We start from the raw sequence: 22,351 nt of genomic DNA, 5'->3' as shown, positions 1-22,351 counted from the left end.
GAATTAAAATGACAGCAAGAACTGCAGAAGAATCTAAGACAATAATGACCGATTTGGTCTTACCTAGTGAAACCAACCCTTTAAACAACTTGTTTGGAGGCGAATTGTTAGCACGTATGGATCGTGCAGCTAGTATTGCAGCAAGAAGACATAGCAGACGTATTGTTGTTACCGCATCTGTAAATCATGTAGCTTTTAATAGGTCCATCCCTTTAGGAAGTGTTGTAACGATAGAAGCTAAGGTGTCTCGTGCTTTTAAAAGCTCTATGGAAGTCTATTTAGATGTTTGGATAGAAGATAGAGAATCTGGAGAATGCATTAAAGCAAATGAAGCTATTTACACCTTTGTTGCTGTAGATGAAACTGGACGACCAATTCGTGTTCCTGAGTTAATTGCTGAAACAGATTTAGAAAAACAACGTTTTGAAGCGGCGTTGCGACGTAAACAACTAAGCCTAGTTGTTGCAGGTAAAATGAAGCCAAATGATGCTACAGAATTAAAAGCGTTGTTTGAGTAAGTAAAACACTTCTTGTATATAGATTCCCGTTTTCACGGGAATGACAATTTCAACGGAAACCTCGACGCAGAGCATAGAGGAATTTTTTTAGATTAAACCTTGTTAAGTTTTTTGTGTCTTATAGTTGAATCAAATCTTTTAAACTATGAGAACTTTTGTCGTTTTACTTTCTGCTATATGTTTTTTGAGTCTTTCTTCTTGTGCAACTCGTGTTGTGACAAGACCAGCAACAGTTACTGTTATAAAATCACCTCCTAAACACTACAAAATTATTAGAGTTAAAGGGAAACGATACTATTTCTGGAATGGGAAACATTACAAAAAAACGAGAAAGGGCTATGTTTTAGTTCGCGTATAATTTGAAGATTATATTTTGTAAATCCAAAAAGAGTGTTTCAAAATGCTATCACATTTTGTAAATCCAAAAAGAGTGTTTCAAAATGCTATCACATTTTGTAAATCCAACTTGCTGGATTTTGAGGTTTGTCTTCTTTGTAAATTCCAAAAAATACAGTTGATTGACCATTACTTTTATCTGTAAAGACCTCACCTATTACTTGCTTTGTATAGATTTTGTCGCCTTTATTTACTAAAACTTTAGATAGATTTTTATAGGCAGTAATGTAATTACCATGTTGTATTAGTATTGATGGGTTTGAGTATTTTTTTACTATAACCGCTAATACTTTACCTTCAAAAACAGCTCTAACTTCTGCTTTTTTCTCAGTAGCTATTCTTACACCAGAACTATTAATAACTATAGATTTGTCTATTGGTGATGGTTGTTTACCATACCTTACTTTTACAACACCTTTTTCTACAGGCCAAGGTAGTTTTCCTTTATTAGATATAAAATTTGCGCCCAATACCTTTTCTTCAGGTGTTAATGCAAACCCTTTTGATGATGTCGATTTTCCAGCTTTCTTATTAGAAGCCGCAATGGCTTCTCTAATAAGTTTATTAATCTCTCTATCTATTTTATCTATTTGCTGTTGCTTCTTCTTAATTTTTGAAGCATATGCGTTAAGGTTTTTACGTATTGATGCTATTAATGTTTCGTGTTCTTTTAACTCTTCTTCTAAACGTTTTTTGGCTACTCTGTTTTCTTTAACTAGCTTTTGTTTATCCTCTTTTTGCTTTAATAGTGACGTATTTAATTCTTGCAATTTTTGAGTTTTACCTTTTATAAGTTCGCCTTGTTCCTTTTGGTAGTTAGCATACTGCTTAATATACTGCAAGCGTTTATATGCTTGTTTAAAATTATCTGATGATAATAGAAACATCACTCTACTTTGCTCAGATTTACTCTTATATGATTTTACTACCATAGCAGCATATTCCTCTTTTAAAGTTTTAAGTTGGTTTCTTAGGCTCGATATTTCTTTTTGATTAGAATTAATCTCTCGTGTTAATAAATTGGCTTGATCATTAGTAACCTTTATTAAATTTCGTCTAACGCTAACCTTATAACTCAAATCTTCAGCTAGAGTAACAACAGATTTTTCTTTTTTCTTATCTGAAAACAATAACGCATTAAGTTGTTTTAATTCATTTTGATATTTCTGTCGCTTAGCCTCAAGTTCCTTTTGTTTAGGGCTTTGAGCATGTAATGAAACACTGCTTACAAACAAGCAAATAACTAAGATTATATAGGTTGATTTATTCAGCATCTTTAATAACTATTTCTTTAAACCCAGAAGGGATTTTAAAAGGGAAACGCATGTCTTCATTTAATGATACTGATTTGTATTCCATTTCAATTAAAACTTGTTCATCATCTTCAACTGCAACTATTTCTATATTTTGAGGTAAAATTTGATTGTCTACATCTTGATATGTTTTATAATCTATTTGAAGAAAGCGTTTTTTAAGTGGTTGATATAGTTGTTGCGAATCGATTTTAAAATGTGCTGGATTCAATAATAAAAATAATTCAAGCAAAGTGTTTTGTCTTTTTGGCTCTAACACATAAGATGCTTCATTGGTTGATGCTTTATAATTATTCTTTTTAAGGTTGAATAATGATTCACCTAGCATTAGGTTCTGAACTTTATCAAAATCTAATTCAATACCTAATAAATTACTCAATATTGTATAATCACCATCAAAATATTGGTTGTTCCATTTGTCGTAAAAAGCAACTCTATTTGGGGTAATTAATGCTTTTGCTACACCATAAAATGCACTCATCCAAATGGTTTTATCTTTTTCTAATCGCAAATTAACACCAACAGATTTAGATTTTTCACCTTCTTTATATTCTATTTTTATTTTAGCTTGAAGTGTTTTAAAGTTTGCTGCCTGTTTAGTGTTTTCTTTAATAATTTGCTTTGCAGAAAGCTCCTTATTTAAAGCTCCAGTACTCGTTATGCTTTTAGTTGATTTACAACCAAAAGTAATACTTAAAACAAGTAGTACTAAACTTAGTCTAAAAAAAAGAGTGTTCTTTTTAATCATTGTTCTTTAGTTAAAGCTTCGGCTTTTTTAGTAAACGCTTGAGATTTTACAATATTATTAACTTGTTTATAGGCAATGCTTAATTGAGAATAAAAATCCCTTTGCATATTAGGATTATCAATAAGGTAATCTAAACCCGTTTCTAAACTCTCTATGGCTTTTTTAGACTGCTTTAATTTATTATTTGCTACGCCATTAATTAAATAAAAAATAGGTTGAGCTGGAAACAACTCTAAAGCTTCATTACTCTTAACTAAAGCTTCTTTATCAAGGTTTAAATCTATTTGAAGCAACAATACATCTTTTATAATAGTGAAGTTATTAGGTTCTTCATTTAAAGCTTCTTGATAATATGACAATGCCTTTTGTTTATCATTAGCTTTTAAGTGATATTGTGCCAACTCAACTAATGTTTTAACACTTTTCTCTTCACTAACTAGTGATGTTATTTCTATTAAATCGCCTTCATGTTCAGGATGTAATGCTACAAAATCTACAAAGTCTTTAAGAACTTTAGCTTTAGCTTCTGGTTTAATTTCTGAGCTCGTTAAAACAGTTTTCATAGATGCAATTGCGCTACTAGTATTATTATTGTCTAAATAAAATTTATAAAGTGCTAGATGTACTAAATGTGAATTTGGCTTTAATGCTAGCAAATTTTTAGCTGCATTAAATGCCTTTTTAGTATTACCCATTTCGCTATATCTATAGATAAGTCTTAAATAATTAGCTTCGTCTTCTGGGTTGTTTTTTACGCGATCTTCTAGGTTTTCAATACGGTCTTTATCGTTTCCTGTGATATTATAAACTTGATTTCTTAAATAATCACGGTCTTCATTAGTTCCAAATTCTTTATCTAATTCGTCTAAAATCTCTAAAGCATTATTGTACTTTTTTGCTTTTATATAAAGTGATGCTAAATCTTGTTTATAATCTGGATGAAATTTAACCAATTGTTTGACTGTTTTAACAGCCTTATCCATATCGTCTTGCAAAATATACACATCGTACAATTCGTCTAAATACCATTCGTTTTTTGGCTGTTTTGACGTTGCTTTAAGTAAAGCATCTTCTGCGGCACCAAAATTTTTAAGTAGCTTATAGTTTTTACCTAACTCAAAATATAAAACCGCATCTGAATCGTCTATTTTAATGCATTTTAATAATGCATCAACCGATCTTTGATAATTCTCTATTCCTTTTTGCTTCAAGGCTTCAAAAAAGTGCTCTTGGTATACATCTTCAACGTTACCTAAATCATCATTAGGTCGCTTATTAAAATCAACTTGAGCATAGGTAAACTTCGGAAATAAAAGTGTTCCGAAGAAAAAAATTAATATGTGAATAGATTTTTTCATTTATTAAGATGCTTCGACAAGCTCAGCATGACATTGATTAATCAATAGTTATTCCAAAACCGAATAATCACCAATGCTTATGGCTTTAAACTCGCCATCATATTTTACATGATTACCAATCATAGCTTGGTCTAAATTAGCGTTTTTAATTGTTGTATGTGTTTGTATTAAGCTATTTTTAACGGTTGCGTTTTCTAAAACACAGTTATTTCCAATAGATACATTTGGACCAATTGTTGAATTATTTAAAGTTACATTTTCGCCTATAAAACAAGGTTCAATAATTGTGGCGTTATTATTTACCACAGAATCTGCAACAAGTTGCTCTTTATTATCTGCTTTTAAAAACCCAAGCATTCTAGTATTTGTCTCTAGTGTTACATTTTTGTTTCCACAATCCATCCATTCATCAACTGTTCCTGTTTTGAATATTTTGCCTTCAGCCATCATACGTTTTATACCATCATTAATTTGGTATTCGCCTCCATTCATTATGTTTTCGTCTAAAATTTCTTGAAGCTTTCCTTTTAAAACAGCTACATTTTTAAAATAATAAATACCGATAACAGCTTGGTCACTAACAAAGGTTTTAGGTTTCTCTACAAGTTCAACAATTTCTTGATTCTCGTTAAGTTTAACAACACCATATGCTTCTGGATTTGCTACTCTTTTAGTCCAAATTACACTATCTGCATTCGGGTCTAAATCAAACTCAGCACGTATAAGTGTGTCTGCATAAGCAATAACCGCAGGACCAGATAGTGATGGTTTTGCGCACATAATGGCGTGACCTGTACCTAAAGGTTGATCTTGACGGTATATAGATGGTTTTGCGCCTAAACTAGTTGCTAACGCTTTTAAACTCTCAACAACATCATCTCCAAACCACGCTGGATCACCTAATACAAAAGCAATTTCATCAATAGGTTGCTTTAAAACTTTAGCAATATCTTTTACTAATCGATGTACAATTGGTTGTCCTGCAACCGGAATTAATGGTTTTGGAACTGTTAAACTATGTGGTCTTAATCGAGAACCTCGACCTGCCATTGGTACTATTATTTTCATGTTTTGAGTTAATTCGTTTATTTGTTGAGTTGTTTATTCGTTTTGTCACAAACTCACAAATGTTTTTTTATTATTCTGAAATCAAAAATCGTTAATCGTAATTCGTTAATCATTTTACTCCTGTACTACCAAAACCGCCTTCGCCTCGAGAGGTTTGTGAAAGTTCTTCGACAGAAACCCATTCTGCGCGTTCATGCTTTGCGATTACTAATTGCGCTATACGTTCTCCGTTTTGAATTGTAAAATCTTCGTTAGATAAGTTCACTAAAATCACTCCTATTTCGCCTCTGTAATCTGCATCGACTGTTCCTGGAGCATTGAGTACTGTAACTCCTTTTTTAGCGGCTAAACCACTTCGTGGTCTTACTTGTGCTTCAATACCAACTGGTAACTCTATAAATAATCCTGTACCTACTATGCTTCGTTCTAAAGGTTTTAATATTCTTGGTTCAGATAAATTAGCACGTAAGTCCATTCCAGCAGAAGCTATGGTTTCGTAATGCGGTAAATTGTGATTGGATTTATTGATGATTTTAATTTGCATGTTTTATTTCTAATTTGAAATTCTACTTCTTAATTACTATTTGTTTTAATTCCTTTCGTTCTAAAAAAGCAACTAAAGCTACAAAGAGTAACAAAAATACAGTTCCTATTAACATATTTCTATCTAAATGATAATAAGTTATAAAACTTAGTGCAGTACTTATTAGCAGGTAAATTGCTATTCTGTTCACATTATAAGGTACTGGATAATATTTTCGGCCTAGAACATAAGAAATCAGCATCATTAAACCATATGCAAAAAGTGTTGCATAGGCACAAGCCATGAATCCAATTTTTGGAATGAATATAACATTAAACCCAATTGTAATTGCTGCTCCTATAAGAGAGATATACATCCCAAAACGTGTACGATCTGTAAGTTTATACCAAATAGAAAGGTTGTGATAAATGCCTAAACACAAATTAGCTAATAACACTATTGGAACAATATCTAAAGCCAATAAATAACTCTCTTTTTTAATAAGAAAAGGTTGTAAGATATCTATATAAACTATCACAATCATAAGTCCAAGAGAACCCACAATGGTGAAATACTTTAAAATAGTAGCATAGGTTTGTGTTGCATTTTCTTTGTTTGAATGGTTAAAGAAAAAAGGTTCTGCTCCCATTCTAAAGGCTTGAATAAACAATGTCATGAAAACGGCTAATTTATAACAAGCACTATATGCTCCATTAATAAATTCGCCTTCTGTTTGTGGTAGTAACCACTTATCTAAGTTTTCATTAATTACAAAAGCTAAGCCAGCAACCATTATTGGCCAACCATAATTTAATAATTGCTTTAAAATTTTTAAGTCAAAATTTAATTTTGCCTTAAAGAAATATGGCAACACTAAAACTAAAACAACGGCACTTGCAATTAGATTTGCTATAAATATGTATTCTACATTGTTTTCAACATTAAACAAAGCTCTCAAATTTTCAGAGCCATATGTTGTAGATAATAGAAGTACGTTTAAAAGAACTATTACAAAAATATTAATCAGTTTTATTGAGGCGAATTTTATTGGTCTTCCAGTAACTCTTAAGTAAGCAAATGGAATCACAATCAAGGTATCAAGAAGTGTTATGCCAACAAGAAGCGAATAGAAATTTGCATTAATATTTAAAGTTTCAGAAATTGGAACTCTAAATAAGAATAGTAGTATTCCAAAAATAAAAGTAGTAGCAACAATGGTTATCATAGCAGTTGACAATACACTGTTTTTATCTTTATTCTTACTAAAAAATCTAAAGAATGAGGTTTCCATCCCATACGTTAGAATCACATTAAAAAAAGCGGCAACTACATAAAACTCTGTGTTTTCTGAATAACCCTCATTAGGGAGAACATCTGTGTGTAAACGTACCAAAAGAACATTAATTAGCTTAGGCACTACAATGGCTAAACCATAAATAACAGTGTCTTTTAAAAAAGTTTTTAGTACGCTCAAAGGTTATATTTTGTTCTGCTAAAAATACGTTTTTAGCTAACGCAAACCAAACCGTTTAAAACAGATTTTATTGCTTGTTTGGTGGAGTACTGGGATAATTTATAGGTTGTTTCTCAACAATATCTGATACTTTATAATATAAACGTTCGTTTTTATAACTATAACTTAAAACACACTCATTATTATTTAACTCAAAAGGCATTTTAGTTGAAGTCTTTGTCAGTTGATTTCCATATTCTTCATTAGAATCGCTACTTAAAATCAAATCATTAGTTTTATTTAATTCAGATTTAAGGTTAGCATAATAACCCATTTTACCAACTTCTACTTTACCTCTTAATCCTCTAAAATAAACACTATCCAGAGAAGCATCTTTTTTCATAGACTTAAACATTACATACATATGTATTCCTGAACCACCTTCTTTAATACCAGCTGTCCAACGCTGACAACTAATATTATCTATTACAAATGGAGCCATGTCTTGAAATTTAAATTTGCTTTGTTTTGCTGCTTCTTTTGATGATGAGCATTGCGAAAAGCTAGCCATTACAAGCAACATTAATAGTGATGATATAATTGTTTTTAATAGTTTCATGTGTTAATATTTATTTGTTTTTTTAATGGTCACATGGAACGCATATATTAACATCTAGTAGCGTGATTAAAAAATAAATCATGTGCGTTTCATTTTAACTAACCTTAAGTCTTATAAAGATACAATTTCAAAATTGATGCCATAAAAAAAGCCTCACTAAAAAGTGAGGCTTAAAATATTTTTAATTAGACCTTTCGATTACGCTAAAGGTGATAATTAATTGTTTAAAGCTTCTGCTCCACCAACTATCTCAAGGATTTCGTTAGTAATAGCTGCTTGACGTGCTTTATTATAAGTTAACTTAAGTTGATCTCTCAATTCTGTAGCATTATCTGTCGCTTTATGCATTGCTGTCATACGCGCACCATGTTCACTTGCAAAAGAATCTCTAATGCCTTTATATAATTGTGTCTTTAAAGACTTAGGAATTAATTGCTCAACAATTTCAACTTTTGAAGGTTCAAAAATATAATCTGCATTTACATTAGCATCTCCTTCAACAGGAACAATTGGTAAAAACTGTTCTGTCATTACAATTTGAGTAGCAGCATTTTTAAACTTGTTGTAAACGATTTCAATTTTATCAAACTCGCCTTCAACAAATTTTTCCATTAGCATTTCTGCTACTTCTGCTACATTATCAAAAGTTAGGTTATCAAAAATCTCACTTTTATTAGCAATAACAATGCCTTGTTTAGAAAAAGCATCGTTAGATTTTTTTCCTATTGCTAAAACCGACACTTTTTTACCAGCATAAACATTACTAATAAGGTTTTGTGTTTGTTTAATAATGTTTGAGTTAAAAGCACCACATAAACCTCTGTTAGAAGTAATAGCAACAATTAAAACGTTTTTTACTTCGCGTTGCGCTGAAAACTTACTTCCAGAATCTGCATCTAAAGTAGCACTTAAACTTTGTAAAAGCTCAGTTAACTTATCTGCGTAAGGACGCATTGCTGTAATAGCATCTTGTGCCTTCTTTAACTTTGCAGCAGATACCATTTTCATGGCACTAGTAATCTGCATCGTTGAAGATACTGATGATATTCTATTACGTATTTCTTTAAGATTAGCCATTCTTTATTTTATAAAGACTCTTCGACTGCGCTCAGAGTGACATTAATTTTATATTTGAAATTTAGAGTTATTAGCCCCTTAACTTTTAACTCTAAACTTATAACTTTTTAGGCTCTATACTTACCTGATAAATCTTTAGCTACAGTTGTTAACGTATCTGTAACTTCATCAGTTAATTTTCCTGCTTTTAAAGTTGAAAGCACATCACTATGTTTAGCTTTTAAGAACTCGATAAAATCTCTTTCAAATTCTTTTACTTTATTTACTGGCACGTCTCTTAATAAGTTTTTAGATCCAGCATAAATAATTGCGACTTGATCTTCAACTGTAAACGGATCGTTTTGTGCTTGCTTTAAGATTTCAACGTTACGCTTTCCTTTTTCAATTACATTTAAAGTAACTGCATCTAAATCTGAACCAAACTTCGCGAAAGCTTCTAATTCACGGAATTGTGCTTGATCTAGTTTTAATGTACCAGATACTTTTTTCATTGATTTAATCTGTGCATTACCACCAACACGAGATACAGAAATACCTACGTTAATTGCTGGACGTACACCAGAGTTAAATAAATCTCCATCTAAGAAGATTTGTCCATCTGTAATAGAAATTACGTTTGTTGGAATATATGCAGAAACGTCACCTGCTTGTGTTTCAATAATTGGTAGTGCTGTTAAAGATCCACCACCTTTTACGATTGGCTTTAATGATTCTGGTAAATCATTCATTTCTTTAGCAATAGCATCGTTATTAATCACTTTTGCAGAACGCTCTAATAATCTAGAGTGAAGGTAAAATACATCTCCAGGATACGCCTCACGTCCTGGTGGACGACGTAATAATAAAGATACTTCACGGTAAGCAACGGCTTGTTTTGATAAATCATCAAATACAATTAAAGCTGGTCTACCTGTATCTCTAAAATATTCTCCAATAGATGCTCCCGTCATTGGTGCATAAACTTGCATTGCAGCAGGATCTGATGCATTTGCAGCTACTATTGTAGTATAAGCTAATGCTCCTTTTTCTTCTAGAGTTTTAGCAATGTTTGCTACTGTTGATGCTTTTTGTCCAACTGCAACATATATACAATATACAGGATTACCTGCATCGTAAAATTCTTTTTGATTTAAAATGGCATCAATACAAACTGTAGTTTTACCTGTTTGTCTATCTCCAATGACCAACTCACGTTGACCTCTACCAACTGGAATCATTGCATCAATTGCTTTAATACCTGTTTGTAATGGCTCAGTTACTGGTTCTCTGTAAATAACACCTGGTGCCTTACGCTCTAAAGGCATTTCGTAAGTTTTTCCAGTGATTGGTCCTTTACCATCTATTGGGTTTCCTAAAGTATCTACAACACGACCAACAATACCTTCACCTACATTAACAGATGCGATACGAGATGTACGTTTTACTGTAGAACCTTCTTTGATTCCAACAGAACCACCTAATAATACAATACCTACGTTATCTTCTTCAAGGTTTAATACAATACCTTCTAAACCACCATCGAATTCTACTAACTCTCCATATTGAGCATTAGCTAATCCGTAAGCACGTACGATACCATCACCTACAGTTAATACTGTTCCTACTTCATTTAATGAAGCTGTAGCTTCAAAACCTGAAAGTTGTTGTTTTAAGATTGCTGATATTTCAGCTGGTTTTACTTCTGCCATTTTAATATATTTAAATGATAGATATTAAATATCTAAACTTAATTTAATGTAAATTCTCTTTTTAATTTATTCAATTTGTTTGCAATACTTGCATTGTACTGTGTGTCTCCAACACGTAAAATGAAACCACCTAAAATGCTTTCGTCTACAATGTTTTCTAACTCTACAGATTTACTAGTCAATTCTTTAATTTTAGCTAATACTTTAATCTCTAAATCGCTAGTCATAGGAACAGCTGTTGTTACTGTTGCCTTTTCTTTACCTTTCATTTCATCAAAAAGGATACTGTATTTTACAGCAGTATCTTCTAGAATTTCAAGGCGTTTATTACTTACTAAAACATTAAACAACTCTAAACTTAATGGGTTTAAGTTTGGAAAAACTTTAATGAGTACAGCTTTTTTGTCTTCAGATTTAACAACTGCGCTTTTAAGCATTTGATTTAAATCATTATGCTCTGAAATAGTATTTGCAATACTTTTCATGTCGTTATTTACTACTTCAGCTTCATTTTTATCTGATGCTAAACTTAAAATAGCTTTTGCGTAACGTATTGCTGCTCTTGTTCCTGCCATTATAATCTTAGTTTAGTGTTGCTTCACCCAACATAGACTCAACCAATTTAATTTGCTTGTCTTTGTTAGATAATTCTTCACGTACTACTTTTTCTGCAATTTCAATAGATAAGTTAGCAACTTGAGATTTTAAATCTGAAATTGCTGCTTTCTTTTCTGTTTCGATTGATGCTTTTGCTTGAGCTACTAATTTACCAGCTTCAACTCTAGCTTCATCTTTAGCATCTTCTATCATTTTGTTTTTGATGTCACGTGCTTCTTTAAGCATTGCTTCACGCTCTACTCTAGCTTCTTGAAGTAGTTTTTGGTTATCAGCTTGAAGGTTTTGCATTTCTAACTTTGCTTTTTCTGCAGAGTCTAATGCATTTTTAATACCTTCTTCTCTATCGTTTACCGCATTTAAAATTGGTTTCCATGCATATTTCTTTAAAAGAAACAATAACAGGCAAAACAATAATAATTGCCAGAAAAACAAACCAAACGAAAATTCATTAATTAACTTTTCCATTTATAGTAAATATATAATGTTGTTTTTTAATTTTTAATTAAAGCAACCTTGCAACCAACCGTTACAAGGTTACTTTTGGTTTTTAATTATACTGCAAATAAAGCAGCAAATCCAATACCTTCAATTAAAGCTGCTGCAATAAGCATAGCTGTTTGGATCTTACCGTAAGATTCTGGTTGACGAGCGATTGCCTCCATAGCAGAACCACCAATTTTACCAATACCAATACCAACTCCGATTACAACTAAACCTGCACCTACCATTACTGGGATTTCCATAATAAATATATTTAAAAATTAAACATTCTGTTTCGACAAGCTCAACAACCTGAACTTGTAATCAATTATCTTACAAATGTTGAATCTCACCTTCATGCTCTTCTGCATGATCATGAGTTTCAGCAGCAAAACCAAAGTAAAGCGCCGATAACATTGTAAAAATATATGCTTGTAGCAATGCTACTAATATTTCAATAAGTGAAATGGCGAAAGCTAATCCAAATGACATTGGGCTTCCTATCCAACTCTTGAAAATAAACATCAATCCAATTAAACTCATTAATACAATATGTCCTGCTTGCATATTTGCATATAAACGTATTAATAATGAGAAAGGTTTTATAAATATCCCTAATACTTCAATAGGGATTAATATAATGTATAAAGGAATTTTAGCATACCAAGGCATAGAATCTCCTAATGGATCAAAAATATGCTTCCAGTAATCTTTAGTTCCTGTAAAGTTTGTTAGTAAAAAAGTTAATAATGCTAAACATGCTGTTACCGCTATGTTTCCTGTAACATTAACTCCTAATGGTGTTAAACCAAAAATATTTAAAAACCAGATAAAGAAAAATACAGTCAGTAAATATGGCATATATTTCATATACTTTTCCTTTCCTATGTTAGGGACTGCAATATCATCTCTAATATACAATACAATTGGCTCGAAGAAACGACCAACACCTTTTGCAATACCACCATTTGTTGCATAAGAACGTGCTAAGCCTCTAAACAAGAAAAACATTAACAGTCCTGTAATTAATATCATTACAACACCTTTAGTGATTGAAAAATCTAATGGCTTTACATTTGTTGGGTGATGATCTGCATCATAATTTATAGTTCCTTCTGCATCAGTTTTATAAATCTTACTGTGATATTGCTTGTAGAAGTTACCATCTACCTCAGCAACAGTTTCACCATGGTGAAATTTTGAAGACGAAAACACTTTTAATCCATTATCCCAAAGGATAATTGGAAGCGGTGCTCCAATATATTTGTGCTCTCCAGAATCTGTAGTATAAGATAATAAGCTAAAATCGTAAGAATCTTTCAAGTGATGTTGAATGTATTCTTTAATTTCAGATTTTTGATCTCCTTTTTCAGCATCTCCACCAGCAAAACCAGTAAAGGATACTAAAAACAGTAATAAGGTAATTGTCTTAACAGTTATTTTTCTATGCATATCACTTAAATAATAGTGGCTTAAAAATCGCTGCAAAGGTATGTTTTTATATCAAAAACAAAAACTATTTTAAACTTTATTTATAGGTGTATTTTTCTTTGACTAAAAAGGAGCTTCTATTCCATTTTATTTAGCCATTTAGCTAAGCTGGAAGTTTCTATAATTAAACATAAAAGATAAGGAATGAAAAAAGCTGCAAACTCTAATTTTGAGATGTCTCCATCTGCTTTATATGATGGGTAAAATAGAATAAAAAAAACAATGAACTTTAAAAAGCTTCCTCCAAGAAACATAAAGCCTAGCTGTTCTTTATACTTTTCTTTCATTTTAAGAAGAAAGCCATAAATTAAAATTGCGAGAACTGCATTTACAATATATGCGAGAATAATTTTGTTTTCAAAAAGCGAAAGTTCTAAAAAATGTAATACTGCTATGTGTATACCAAATGCAATGGTAAGAATTAAAATAAGCTTTGTAGAAAACTTAAGTAAAGATTGATTCATTTATTTGTGGATTCTGTTAAGTTGTTTTACAACTATAAAAAGTGAAGCGGCAACACCTAAGAGTGTGCAAATAATTATATACATTTTTTCGCCATCATTATAAGAATTATCTAACCACTTACCTAACATGACAAACCCATAGATAATGGCTCCCATTTCAATTCCTATTCCTGAGAGTATAGCTACGTTTTTAAGCTGTGTGCTCTTTTTCTGGCCTTTTGATTGTGGTTTGTTGTCCTGCACCTTTATTTAGTTCTTTTAAAGTTCCCTTCATTACACATGTTGCGTTAAAAGTTGCGCCTGTTTCTACTGCAAGTTTACCCACAACAACTTCGCCTTCTACATGTGCTGAAGATTTAAGAGACAAGGTGTCTGAAAGCATTAGTTTACCTGAAAACTTACCTTCAATATCTGCATTAGCACTATTGAGTGTACCGTTTATTAATCCGGTTTTACCTATTACAACCTTTCCTGGGGTTTTAATGTTACCTTGAACTGAACCTTCAATTCTAAAATCACCATCGCTAATAATATCTCCTGTAATGGTAGTACCTTGAGCAATACTGTTTTGCTGTGTGTATGTTTCTGTTGCCATCTTTCCTTTTTTTTGATCTGAAAACATTTGGTTTAAATTTTTATTGAGATTCTAAATACTCATTTAAGTTTTTATGCCTTTGAACAATTTCGTAGTTTGGAGATGATATTGCATAAAATAATCTGTCTATTTTATGCTTGTTTTCTTTTAAAATTTCTGCAAATCCCGATGCGCCTTGAATGCTTGTTAAACCATGTACAACCACAAATTTTGTTTTATCATCATATACATCAATTGACGTTGTTAAATTAAAATGGCTAACTTTTGAAACTGCATCGTCTAATTTTTTTACAAAGTCATTAATCTCTTCTGCTGCATTTGCATTAAATGGATATAACACATTAAAATGCTTAGTGTCATCATTACTAGAAAATTCTTTTTTTGCTAATACAGGAATAACACTTTTAATTATTTCTTGAGCTCGCTTACCTTCTTCAGAATTAGGATAATTTAAAGCAATAAAGTTGACACTTTCTTTATAAGCGTTAAAACCAAATAATCGGCCTTTTGCTGAAGCTTTTAGAATTTCAAATTTCGGAACAATTAATTCGCCTTCAAATTGTGTGATATATGTTTCTGCTTTGTTTATGACTTGTGCATATTCTTCTTTAGAATATTGATCATACAATGCTTCGTATAAGCTTTCGGGGCTGTTTTCGTCTTTAGCTAATCCTGATTGTGGATTACGTAATATCTCTGCGTAACGTGAATCTGAATAATTATTTAAAATATCATTTTTAGCAATTTCGGCTTCATCTATCAAATTCATCTCCATATAAATTTTATACAAATTATATTTTGATGGTAATATTAAGCGCTCTTCTGGATTGTTATTTAAAAGCTTTTGGAGTTTGTCTTTTGCCAATTCATATTCTTTAAACTTCTCTTTATAAATAGACCCTAATCTATAATACGCTAAGTTTCTTTCTTTAGCGATACTATCTATAACTTTTTGATCCGATGGGATTTTTGAAATGTAAAAATTTGGATCATAACGTTCTTCATCTGAAGCTATTGAAGCTACATCATTTTGCTGATTTGAAGCTAAGCTTTTTCTAGCGTCAGATATTCTCCAGTTATCTTTTAATTCTCTATCTCCCCAAATTTTAACAAATTCGTTTTTACCATATGATACTGTTGTTTGGTTATAAAAATAGAATTTTTGTTTGCCATTTTTAGATGTTGGATCGGCTCGTAAAGATTTGTTTACTGCATTATTATTTATTGTTGCAAGCCCTGTATTTGTTCTTTTTGCAGCTTCTTCTTTTTCTTTTAATGCTTTTGCTTCTTCCTTTAACTTATTAGTGTATTCTGTAAAAACTGTAAGTCTATCAGCTTCAGATAAACTAACTAAATTTAAAATACTATCATTTGTTTGAGCAATGGCTTCGTAATAAATAACATCATCAAGATTTTCTCGTTTGCGTTTTACAATTCTATACGGCTTAGAATTAAGCTTCATATTATTCATTGTACTGTCATAATACGCGCCTGCTTCTTTGTATTGCGCTTTATCAAAACTCATATCTCCTAAAGTAGAATAATTAAGTGATCTTAAGTTTTTATCTTCTGTGTTTGTACGTAATGATTTATTATAATAAGCTTCAGCTATTGTGTCTGATTGATTTGTTCTGTGGTATTCTGCAATACGATAATAGATTTTATCTAAAAACGGACGGTTTTCTCTATCTTCTTCTAAATCTGTTAAATACTCTATAAATTCAAGTTTATTACCGTTATCAAAATCGAAATTAGTTGCTTTAGCGAGATGTGCATTTATATAATACGGTCTCGGGATTTTACGATGCATGTCTATAATTTTATCGAATGCAATATTTGCGCTATCCTTATCTCCAAACTCATTATAAAGTTGGCCAATTATATAATTATACCTTGCTTTTTCTTTATTCTTTTTGGTGTATTCTGCAGCAATATTTAATTGTGTTAAAGCACTATCTTTTGCTTTAATATTAATATAAGCTTGTGCAAGCATAGAGGTTGCATCTGCTAAATCTTGATCTTCTAACTCTTCTTGTTCTAAAAGACGTTTAAGGTTTTTGATTGCCAACTCATTGTTGTCTAATCTAATGTTTGTTTTCTCTCTCCAAACCTTAGCTGTATTTATTTTATCACTTGCTGGATATTTATAAAGAATGTAATTAAATGCTTCTAAGGCAGGAACAAAACGTTGGTCAAAATATCTTGCTTCACCAAGTAATAAATAAGCTTCGTCAATTTGAGGATTGTACTCTTTCCCTTTTATATTCATTCCGTGTTTTTGAACTGCTTTTATTGCTTTTTCTTCAGCACGTTCAAAATCTTGATTTTTAGATTGACCAGGAAGTACAACCTCGTCCATTAGTTGCATACGCTCTATAGGCAATAACTCCCAAAAATTATCTGTAGAAGCATCATCTACACTTTCTCTACCTTTTTCTAATGCAATATTACCATTGTACAAGATGTTGTACTTAGTGCCAAGAGCATGAAAATTACGGTTTACAAAAGTGTTTTTTTTACGCGAACAGCTTGAAACAAAAAGTGCAGCACAAAAGAGATATAATAAAGGTTTTAAAGATGTATTCAACGTTGGTTGTATTTGGTTTATAGATAACTAAAAACGACCGCATATATTATGCAATGCTGTAAAAATAAGCATCTTTTTGAATTATTGAGAAAAAATAAGAGACTTTTAAACAGTCTCTCTTCCAGCAAAATGAGCTTCCAGCTCTTTTAATGTTGCTGTATTTGTTGCTAAGTCCTTAACTATTTCTCCTTTTTCTAACACAACAATACGTTCACAAACATCTGTTACGTGTAATAAGTCATGACTAGAAACCAAAATTGTAACGCCTTGTTTTTCGGCTAAATCTTTAATAATTCCTTTAAGTCTAATTTGGGTTGTTGGATCAAGGTTTGCAAAAGGCTCGTCTAAAATAATAACCTCTGGGTTTCCTATTAATGCTGCTACAATACCTGCTTTTTTCTGGTTTCCTTTACTTAAATCTCTTAAATACTTTTTTTGACCAAGAATTTCGCCATGAAAGAAATCTTCAAATTGCGAAACCAAAGCATCTACATCGGCTTTATTTTGTCCACGTAATTCTCCAATAAAATAAAAATACTCTTCAGCAGTTAAATAGCCAATTAAAAAACTTTCATCTATAAATGCAGAAGTAAAAGGTTTCCAGTCTTCGCTTTCGTGTACGACTACGTTATTGTTTTTAATTTGACCTGTTGTTGGTTGAATTAAGTCTAGTAATAAACTAAAATAGGTGGTTTTTCCTGCTCCATTATTTCCTACTAGGCCAAAGCTTTGACCTTTAGGAATATCAAGCGATTCGATATTTAAAACTGGATTAGAATTATATTTCTTTGAAAGATTAGATGTTATGATCATGGTTGTGTGTTGTTTATATTTTAATTTGCTTTTTCACCAAAAGCTGCTACTGTTTTATATTTTCCTTTTTGATAGATTTGCTCAATTTTATTTAAAAAATAACTTCTAAAGACGATGCCCAAAACACCACTTAATGCTAAGGCAATAAGGCCTGCTTCAAAATTTATTAACTTATATGGGATATAAAATAAAATCATTGGGCCTAAAATTTTAGGCATAGCTATAAGCATTTGCGTTGGATTAAAACCATTTGTATTACTAAAGGCTTTTGCCTTAACGTTTAATTCTATTGGCACACGGTTTAATGCGCCTCCAAAAAGAGTTAAGAACGAATTTAATCCTACATTAAATAAAGCACCTGCAGCAATCATGGCAAATATCTTCCATCCAAAATACAGATAAGGCGTGCTTAGTACAAATGATATGCTTACAGCAACAACCATTAAATACCATTTAGATTCTAAATATTTTCGATAAGGAATATTTTGACTCATAAGTAATTTGTAATATTCACTATCCCAAGATGGCACTAACTGTCCAAAAGACATTAAAAAGCCACCTGTAACAAACATAGAGGCAAAGGCTAAAAATGCTGGCATATCTCTATAAGTATCTTGCGTATAAAAAATAAGCCCATAGAATAAGAATAAAAAACTCATCATAAGTACTTGCTTTGGTCTAGCATTACGTAAAATAAGTTTTACATCGTTTTTTAGAAAAGGGGCAATATCTCCAAATCGATTCATCCACGACAAATCTGTTGCATTGACTTCTTTTATCTTTTTAGAAACTGTATCATCTAAATAAAACCCTTTTTTAATAAAACTAAAATTAATGCGGTAAAGCACATATAATAATAAAGCCGGAATGGCAATTAAATAAGCATGATTATAAAGTGAATTAAACGCTACGCCTAACGGTTTAGAAATAGCAAATACTTGAAAATATTCTAAAGCAATCAAGCCAATCAATAATGGAGCTATAATATAAAACCATGTGTTGCTTTTATTTATCAAAAAATTGAGATAATTAGTACACAGGGTTAGCATTAGCAATGCAGTAAACCAGCATAAAACATTAATTATAGGATAGCCTTTAACTAATAAAACGACAGTTAGCGGTAAGAACAAAAATAATGATAGAAAATTAAAAAATGACAAAGCTGTTTTTCCTAATAAAAAATGGATTACAGTATCTTTTTTAATTGGAATAACCATTAAGGGCTTTACATTCATTACTGGGAGTTGTTGCATAAAATACCTAAGCAGCATAAGAAATAAAAACCAGTAAATCATATAATTATTAATACTGATTATTGGGTCTATCTCAGGAAATGCTTTTTTAAAAGCAAAAAACGAAATACCTCCCATAAAAATGGCTATTCCTCCAAAATAAAGAGCTCCAAGAATTAGTAATATTTTTATAGCGATTCCTTTTTGAAAGTATGAAGCTCTGGTAAATTGTTTCCACTCTAAACTTAAAAAACGTTTTATCATAATTTTTGGTTGGGTTACTTGATGTTATAGGTAGTTAAAAATTATAAAATGTTACACAATTTATAATATTCATTATTACTTTTTAATAAGAGAACGGTATTTATCTATGAGTTCGGTTTTCCTTTCGTAAACTTCTATTAATCCAGCAATGTTAAATAAAATTGCAAAAAACCAATATATTAAAAAGTAAAAACTCTCTATAGATATCATTTCGAAAATCAAGCCGAAACAGTATATAAAAAGTGATGGTAAAGACATGATCGCTAAAACTTGTTTTGCAGATTGAATCTTTTTAAACATTCTATTTTCTTTAAAATGAATAATATAGGAAGCGAGATTTGGAATCGTGATTGAAGCCATAAACAAATACATTAATGACTTTTTACTTAACTGTAAAAATGCAAAATAGATGAAAGCCAAAATAATTAAAGTGGCTACCAGATATTTAGCCTTATAAAAAAACATGTACACTCTTTTAAAAAGTTGTTTTTGATAGCTCCAATGAATTGTCTTTTGCCTTTTCTTTACAAACGAATTAATAAATCCTTTTTTTGTATTTAAAAAATCATCTAATAACGCATAATTTGAAGCTTCTTCAAATTCAGATGCAAGATGATCAATTAACTCTAACCTAACATCTACATATTTTATCTTATTTTTAATAAGATAATTATCTATAAATTGAACTTGTTTCTTATTTAGCCTCATCACTCTTAATTCACAAATTTATAATCTCGTCTATATTGCTTAATAATTGTAAATGTAAGTTGCATTACAACAGTACTAACTGTAATTATTAAAGCTAAGCATAAAGCTACTAGAGAATCATTTGTGTTTGTTTTAATATAATTCCCTAATAATGTTGCTACAAAATTAAGTACTTGAAAAAATATCAGGTAAACAAAACTTAATCGCTCAATTCCAGAAAAACGAGGTAACCTAAATATTTTAAGTGAAAGGCCATATAAAACTAAAAAGGGTATGGTTGATAACATTGGAAAAAGTATGACGATATTCCTTAGCTGGTCTTTTTCTATATAATTTATGAGTTTATAAACCACTAAAAATGAAAACACAAAAACGAACAAAGTAGTAAGTTTCAATATTTGCCTAAATAACTGTCTTGCGATAGACTTGTCTACGTTCTTTAAAAACTGTTTATTATTTTCCAGCAAACGCGCTTTATTCTCAACCATATAATCCTTAAAAACAAAATAAAAATCACGATGGCTTTCAGTTTGCATTTGTTCCTCAATTGCAGATGCAACATGATCCGTCATTTCCATTCTAATGTCTGCGTATAACACATCAGAATTTTCTAAATAGTTTTCAATAAACTGTATGTTATCTTTAGATAATTTCTTCATTATTCTAAACTAAATTTAGGGCTAACCAATGCTTGCATTGTTTTAATATAACTCTCTAATTCAGTAAGTTTACTTACTGTTTCTTTAGCACCATCTTCAGTAAGCATATAATATTTTCTAAGTCTATTATCAACTTTAGCAACCTCAACATCTAACAATCCTTCAGCTTCTAGTTTATGAAGCGCAGGATATAAAGCACCTTCGGTGATTTGAAGTTCTCCTTTGGTAAGTTCTTTTACTTTTTGAGTTATTTCATAACCATACATTTTATCCTTCTCATTTAAGAGTTTTAAAATGATCGTTGTTAAACTTCCTTTATATAGTTTAGAATTACTCATCATTCAAATATATACATAATTTTCTTATGCATATATAAATTATGTGTTATTTTTTAATTGAATTAAGACTTTAAACGAATTGGCTTCATTATTTTTGTTGAAAACAAATTCAATGTCACAATTTTATAAACTCACTATTCAAGATATTAAGCGAGAAACAGACAAAGCTGTAGTAATTAGTTTTAATGTTCCTCAAAATTTAAAAGACGTTTTTGCTTTTAAAGCGGGTCAATATATTACTTTAAAAACAACGCTTAATGGCAATGAAATACGCAGGGACTACTCACTTTGTTCTTCCCCTAAAAGCGGAGAGGTAAAAGTTGCCGTAAAAGAAGTTAAAGATGGTACATTTTCATCATTTGCAAACAATCAACTTAAGGCTGGTGACACCTTAGAGGTTGCGCCTCCAAAGGGGCGTTTTGTTTTTACGCCTAACGATTCTAAAACAAAACATATTGCAGCTTTTGCTGGCGGAAGTGGGATTACTCCAGTACTTAGCATTATTAAATCTGCTCTTGAAGAAGAAATACACAGCAATGTGGTTCTTGTCTATGGTAACAAAACAACCAAAGACACTATGTTTTTAAATCAGTTGCTTGAACTTCAACATCAATACAATGACCGTTTTTCTGTTCAGTTTGTATTTAGTCAAGCACAGGAAGACGATGCTATTTTTGGTCGAATTGAAAAAAGCACAGTCAATCTTATTTTAAAAAACAAGTATAAGCATCTTACAATAGATGCCTTTTATTTATGTGGCCCAGAAGGAATGATACATACGGTAAAAGATGTGTTGGCTGAACACGATATAGATAACGACAATGTGTTTTTTGAACTTTTTAAAGCTGCTAAACCCACAGAAATTGAAGCAGAAAATGTTTCTGACGGAAAAACAAAAATTACAGTTATAGTAGATGATGAAGAAGCTTCTTTTGAAATGTCTCAAAAACAGTCTATACTTGAAGCTGTGCTAGACGAAGACCTAGATGCACCTTATTCATGCCAAGGCGGAATTTGTAGTAGTTGTATTGCTAGAATTACTGAAGGAGAAGCCACAATGCGACAAAACAATATTTTAACAGATAGTGAATTGGCTGAAGGCTTAATTTTAACCTGTCAAGCACACCCAACTTCATCAAAAATCATTGTTGATTACGATGATGTTTAAACCGTTGGTCTAACTATTTTGCGTTTCGTCTTTAAAACACAGCCTTTCGTCGAATTTTTGAAAGTTATTCTCTCAAAAAATTGAACACTAATTTTAAACAAAATACATTAGTCTCAGATTAAGATATTATTCATTGGGATTATCTATAAGGTCTTAATCAGTCCCTGCTCTTT

General features: G+C 31.1%; 25 protein-coding genes. 3 read left to right on the top strand and 22 right to left on the bottom strand.

The annotated features are described in order from the left end of the window. Window positions 1–8 precede the first annotated feature (8 nt). Window positions 9–518 carry an acyl-CoA thioesterase gene (locus tag BXY80_RS04810; RefSeq protein ID WP_120200060.1) on the top strand — a complete coding sequence of 170 codons (510 nt, stop codon included), beginning with the start codon at window positions 9–11 and terminating at the stop codon, window positions 516–518. Window positions 519–663: 145 nt separating this feature from the next. Further along, window positions 664–876 carry a DUF6515 family protein gene (locus BXY80_RS04805; protein WP_120200059.1) on the top strand — a complete coding sequence of 71 codons (213 nt, stop codon included), beginning with the start codon at window positions 664–666 and terminating at the stop codon, window positions 874–876. Window positions 877–964: 88 nt separating this feature from the next. Here the strand turns inward: BXY80_RS04805 and BXY80_RS04800 are convergent, their stop codons facing one another. The 22 genes from BXY80_RS04800 to BXY80_RS04695 all read right to left on the bottom strand — a co-directional run bounded on the left by BXY80_RS04800 (window position 965) and on the right by BXY80_RS04695 (window position 21,010). Beyond that, window positions 965–2,188 (bottom strand): murein hydrolase activator EnvC family protein, encoded by a 1,224-nt coding sequence (locus BXY80_RS04800; RefSeq protein WP_120200058.1) that lies wholly within the window; start codon window positions 2,186–2,188, stop codon window positions 965–967. After that, window positions 2,178–2,975: a DUF4292 domain-containing protein gene (locus BXY80_RS04795; RefSeq protein ID WP_120200057.1), complete on the bottom strand. Its 798-nt coding sequence runs from the start codon at window positions 2,973–2,975 to the stop codon at window positions 2,178–2,180. The genes BXY80_RS04800 and BXY80_RS04795 overlap by 11 nt, the downstream gene beginning before the upstream one ends. Next, window positions 2,972–4,333 (bottom strand): tetratricopeptide repeat protein, encoded by a 1,362-nt coding sequence (locus BXY80_RS04790; protein ID WP_120200056.1) that lies wholly within the window; start codon window positions 4,331–4,333, stop codon window positions 2,972–2,974. The genes BXY80_RS04795 and BXY80_RS04790 overlap by 4 nt, the downstream gene beginning before the upstream one ends. 48 nt (window positions 4,334–4,381) lie before the next feature. Continuing rightward, window positions 4,382–5,401, bottom strand: coding sequence for a sugar phosphate nucleotidyltransferase (locus tag BXY80_RS04785; RefSeq protein WP_120200055.1), 1,020 nt, complete (start codon window positions 5,399–5,401; stop codon window positions 4,382–4,384). 109 nt (window positions 5,402–5,510) lie between these two features. After that, window positions 5,511–5,945 carry a dUTP diphosphatase gene (dut, locus tag BXY80_RS04780; protein ID WP_120200054.1) on the bottom strand — a complete coding sequence of 145 codons (435 nt, stop codon included), beginning with the start codon at window positions 5,943–5,945 and terminating at the stop codon, window positions 5,511–5,513. Window positions 5,946–5,967: 22 nt separating this feature from the next. Next, window positions 5,968–7,398 carry an oligosaccharide flippase family protein gene (locus BXY80_RS04775; RefSeq protein ID WP_120200053.1) on the bottom strand — a complete coding sequence of 477 codons (1,431 nt, stop codon included), beginning with the start codon at window positions 7,396–7,398 and terminating at the stop codon, window positions 5,968–5,970. A 67-nt stretch (window positions 7,399–7,465) separates the two neighbouring features. Continuing rightward, the gene (locus BXY80_RS04770) at window positions 7,466–7,996 is read right to left on the bottom strand and encodes a hypothetical protein (protein WP_147376099.1); all 531 of its coding nucleotides are present in this window, start codon (window positions 7,994–7,996) and stop codon (window positions 7,466–7,468) included. Window positions 7,997–8,212: 216 nt separating this feature from the next. Then, window positions 8,213–9,073 carry an ATP synthase F1 subunit gamma gene (gene atpG, locus BXY80_RS04765; RefSeq protein WP_120200051.1) on the bottom strand — a complete coding sequence of 287 codons (861 nt, stop codon included), beginning with the start codon at window positions 9,071–9,073 and terminating at the stop codon, window positions 8,213–8,215. A gap of 107 nt (window positions 9,074–9,180) precedes the next feature. After that, the gene (gene atpA, locus BXY80_RS04760) at window positions 9,181–10,761 is read right to left on the bottom strand and encodes a F0F1 ATP synthase subunit alpha (RefSeq protein ID WP_120200050.1); all 1,581 of its coding nucleotides are present in this window, start codon (window positions 10,759–10,761) and stop codon (window positions 9,181–9,183) included. 38 nt (window positions 10,762–10,799) lie between these two features. After that, window positions 10,800–11,336, bottom strand: a complete 537-nt coding sequence (atpH, locus tag BXY80_RS04755) for an ATP synthase F1 subunit delta (RefSeq protein ID WP_120200049.1) — start codon at window positions 11,334–11,336, stop codon at window positions 10,800–10,802. Window positions 11,337–11,343: 7 nt separating this feature from the next. Next, a complete protein-coding gene (locus BXY80_RS04750; protein ID WP_120200048.1) occupies window positions 11,344–11,844 on the bottom strand; it encodes a F0F1 ATP synthase subunit B in 501 nt (166 codons plus the stop codon). Window positions 11,845–11,930: 86 nt separating this feature from the next. Next, window positions 11,931–12,122 (bottom strand): ATP synthase F0 subunit C, encoded by a 192-nt coding sequence (gene atpE / locus BXY80_RS04745; protein WP_033959615.1) that lies wholly within the window; start codon window positions 12,120–12,122, stop codon window positions 11,931–11,933. 70 nt (window positions 12,123–12,192) lie between these two features. After that, window positions 12,193–13,311: a F0F1 ATP synthase subunit A gene (gene atpB / locus BXY80_RS04740; RefSeq protein WP_120200047.1), complete on the bottom strand. Its 1,119-nt coding sequence runs from the start codon at window positions 13,309–13,311 to the stop codon at window positions 12,193–12,195. Between the two features lie 116 nt (window positions 13,312–13,427). Continuing rightward, window positions 13,428–13,814, bottom strand: a complete 387-nt coding sequence (locus tag BXY80_RS04735; RefSeq protein ID WP_120200046.1) for a DUF6168 family protein — start codon at window positions 13,812–13,814, stop codon at window positions 13,428–13,430. Then, a complete protein-coding gene (locus BXY80_RS04730; protein WP_245977161.1) occupies window positions 13,815–13,970 on the bottom strand; it encodes an AtpZ/AtpI family protein in 156 nt (51 codons plus the stop codon). 34 nt (window positions 13,971–14,004) lie between these two features. Further along, window positions 14,005–14,436, bottom strand: a complete 432-nt coding sequence (locus BXY80_RS04725) for a bactofilin family protein (protein WP_120200045.1) — start codon at window positions 14,434–14,436, stop codon at window positions 14,005–14,007. Between the two features lie 13 nt (window positions 14,437–14,449). Continuing rightward, window positions 14,450–16,996, bottom strand: a complete 2,547-nt coding sequence (porW, locus tag BXY80_RS04720; RefSeq protein ID WP_120200044.1) for a type IX secretion system periplasmic lipoprotein PorW/SprE — start codon at window positions 16,994–16,996, stop codon at window positions 14,450–14,452. 105 nt (window positions 16,997–17,101) lie between these two features. Next, window positions 17,102–17,809 carry an ABC transporter ATP-binding protein gene (locus BXY80_RS04715; protein WP_120200043.1) on the bottom strand — a complete coding sequence of 236 codons (708 nt, stop codon included), beginning with the start codon at window positions 17,807–17,809 and terminating at the stop codon, window positions 17,102–17,104. Between the two features lie 20 nt (window positions 17,810–17,829). Further along, the gene (locus tag BXY80_RS04710; RefSeq protein ID WP_120200042.1) at window positions 17,830–19,305 is read right to left on the bottom strand and encodes a DUF5687 family protein; all 1,476 of its coding nucleotides are present in this window, start codon (window positions 19,303–19,305) and stop codon (window positions 17,830–17,832) included. A gap of 75 nt (window positions 19,306–19,380) precedes the next feature. After that, complete coding sequence (locus BXY80_RS04705) at window positions 19,381–20,013, bottom strand: hypothetical protein (protein WP_120200041.1); 633 nt, start codon at window positions 20,011–20,013, stop codon at window positions 19,381–19,383. A gap of 5 nt (window positions 20,014–20,018) precedes the next feature. Beyond that, a complete protein-coding gene (locus tag BXY80_RS04700; RefSeq protein ID WP_120200040.1) occupies window positions 20,019–20,672 on the bottom strand; it encodes a hypothetical protein in 654 nt (217 codons plus the stop codon). Next, complete coding sequence (locus BXY80_RS04695) at window positions 20,672–21,010, bottom strand: PadR family transcriptional regulator (RefSeq protein WP_120200039.1); 339 nt, start codon at window positions 21,008–21,010, stop codon at window positions 20,672–20,674. Before BXY80_RS04695 ends, BXY80_RS04700 begins: the two co-directional genes overlap by 1 nt. A gap of 112 nt (window positions 21,011–21,122) precedes the next feature. On the opposite strand from BXY80_RS04695, the gene BXY80_RS04690 reads away from it, so the two are divergent. Further along, on the top strand, window positions 21,123–22,178 hold the full coding sequence (locus BXY80_RS04690) for a ferredoxin--NADP reductase (RefSeq protein ID WP_120200038.1): 1,056 nt from the start codon (window positions 21,123–21,125) through the stop codon (window positions 22,176–22,178). Window positions 22,179–22,351 lie beyond the last annotated feature (173 nt).

Source organism: Ichthyenterobacterium magnum (assembly GCF_003610635.1).
Lineage (GTDB): Bacteria > Bacteroidota > Bacteroidia > Flavobacteriales > Flavobacteriaceae > Ichthyenterobacterium > Ichthyenterobacterium magnum.
Note: the sequence above shows the minus strand (reverse complement) of the source record. Positions and strands in the feature narration are given on the sequence as shown.

Excerpts from the sequence above, each read along its gene's own strand:
- BXY80_RS04810 (WP_120200060.1), top strand. The coding sequence starts at position 9 with ATGACAGCAAGAACTGCAGAAGAATCTAAGACAATAATGACCGATTTG.
- BXY80_RS04805 (WP_120200059.1), top strand. The coding sequence starts at position 664 with ATGAGAACTTTTGTCGTTTTACTTTCTGCTATATGTTTTTTGAGTCTT.
- BXY80_RS04800 (WP_120200058.1), bottom strand. The coding sequence starts at position 2,188 with ATGCTGAATAAATCAACCTATATAATCTTAGTTATTTGCTTGTTTGTA.
- BXY80_RS04795 (WP_120200057.1), bottom strand. The coding sequence starts at position 2,975 with ATGATTAAAAAGAACACTCTTTTTTTTAGACTAAGTTTAGTACTACTT.
- BXY80_RS04790 (WP_120200056.1), bottom strand. The coding sequence starts at position 4,333 with ATGAAAAAATCTATTCACATATTAATTTTTTTCTTCGGAACACTTTTA.
- BXY80_RS04785 (WP_120200055.1), bottom strand. The coding sequence starts at position 5,401 with ATGAAAATAATAGTACCAATGGCAGGTCGAGGTTCTCGATTAAGACCA.
- dut (WP_120200054.1), bottom strand. The coding sequence starts at position 5,945 with ATGCAAATTAAAATCATCAATAAATCCAATCACAATTTACCGCATTAC.
- BXY80_RS04770 (WP_147376099.1), bottom strand. The coding sequence starts at position 7,996 with ATGAAACTATTAAAAACAATTATATCATCACTATTAATGTTGCTTGTA.
- atpG (WP_120200051.1), bottom strand. The coding sequence starts at position 9,073 with ATGGCTAATCTTAAAGAAATACGTAATAGAATATCATCAGTATCTTCA.
- atpA (WP_120200050.1), bottom strand. The coding sequence starts at position 10,761 with ATGGCAGAAGTAAAACCAGCTGAAATATCAGCAATCTTAAAACAACAA.
- atpH (WP_120200049.1), bottom strand. The coding sequence starts at position 11,336 with ATGGCAGGAACAAGAGCAGCAATACGTTACGCAAAAGCTATTTTAAGT.
- BXY80_RS04750 (WP_120200048.1), bottom strand. The coding sequence starts at position 11,844 with ATGGAAAAGTTAATTAATGAATTTTCGTTTGGTTTGTTTTTCTGGCAA.
- atpE (WP_033959615.1), bottom strand. The coding sequence starts at position 12,122 with ATGGAAATCCCAGTAATGGTAGGTGCAGGTTTAGTTGTAATCGGAGTT.
- atpB (WP_120200047.1), bottom strand. The coding sequence starts at position 13,311 with ATGCATAGAAAAATAACTGTTAAGACAATTACCTTATTACTGTTTTTA.
- BXY80_RS04735 (WP_120200046.1), bottom strand. The coding sequence starts at position 13,814 with ATGAATCAATCTTTACTTAAGTTTTCTACAAAGCTTATTTTAATTCTT.
- BXY80_RS04730 (WP_245977161.1), bottom strand. The coding sequence starts at position 13,970 with ATGGGAGCCATTATCTATGGGTTTGTCATGTTAGGTAAGTGGTTAGAT.
- BXY80_RS04725 (WP_120200045.1), bottom strand. The coding sequence starts at position 14,436 with ATGTTTTCAGATCAAAAAAAAGGAAAGATGGCAACAGAAACATACACA.
- BXY80_RS04715 (WP_120200043.1), bottom strand. The coding sequence starts at position 17,809 with ATGATCATAACATCTAATCTTTCAAAGAAATATAATTCTAATCCAGTT.
- BXY80_RS04710 (WP_120200042.1), bottom strand. The coding sequence starts at position 19,305 with ATGATAAAACGTTTTTTAAGTTTAGAGTGGAAACAATTTACCAGAGCT.
- BXY80_RS04705 (WP_120200041.1), bottom strand. The coding sequence starts at position 20,013 with ATGAGGCTAAATAAGAAACAAGTTCAATTTATAGATAATTATCTTATT.
- BXY80_RS04700 (WP_120200040.1), bottom strand. The coding sequence starts at position 20,672 with ATGAAGAAATTATCTAAAGATAACATACAGTTTATTGAAAACTATTTA.
- BXY80_RS04695 (WP_120200039.1), bottom strand. The coding sequence starts at position 21,010 with ATGAGTAATTCTAAACTATATAAAGGAAGTTTAACAACGATCATTTTA.
- BXY80_RS04690 (WP_120200038.1), top strand. The coding sequence starts at position 21,123 with ATGTCACAATTTTATAAACTCACTATTCAAGATATTAAGCGAGAAACA.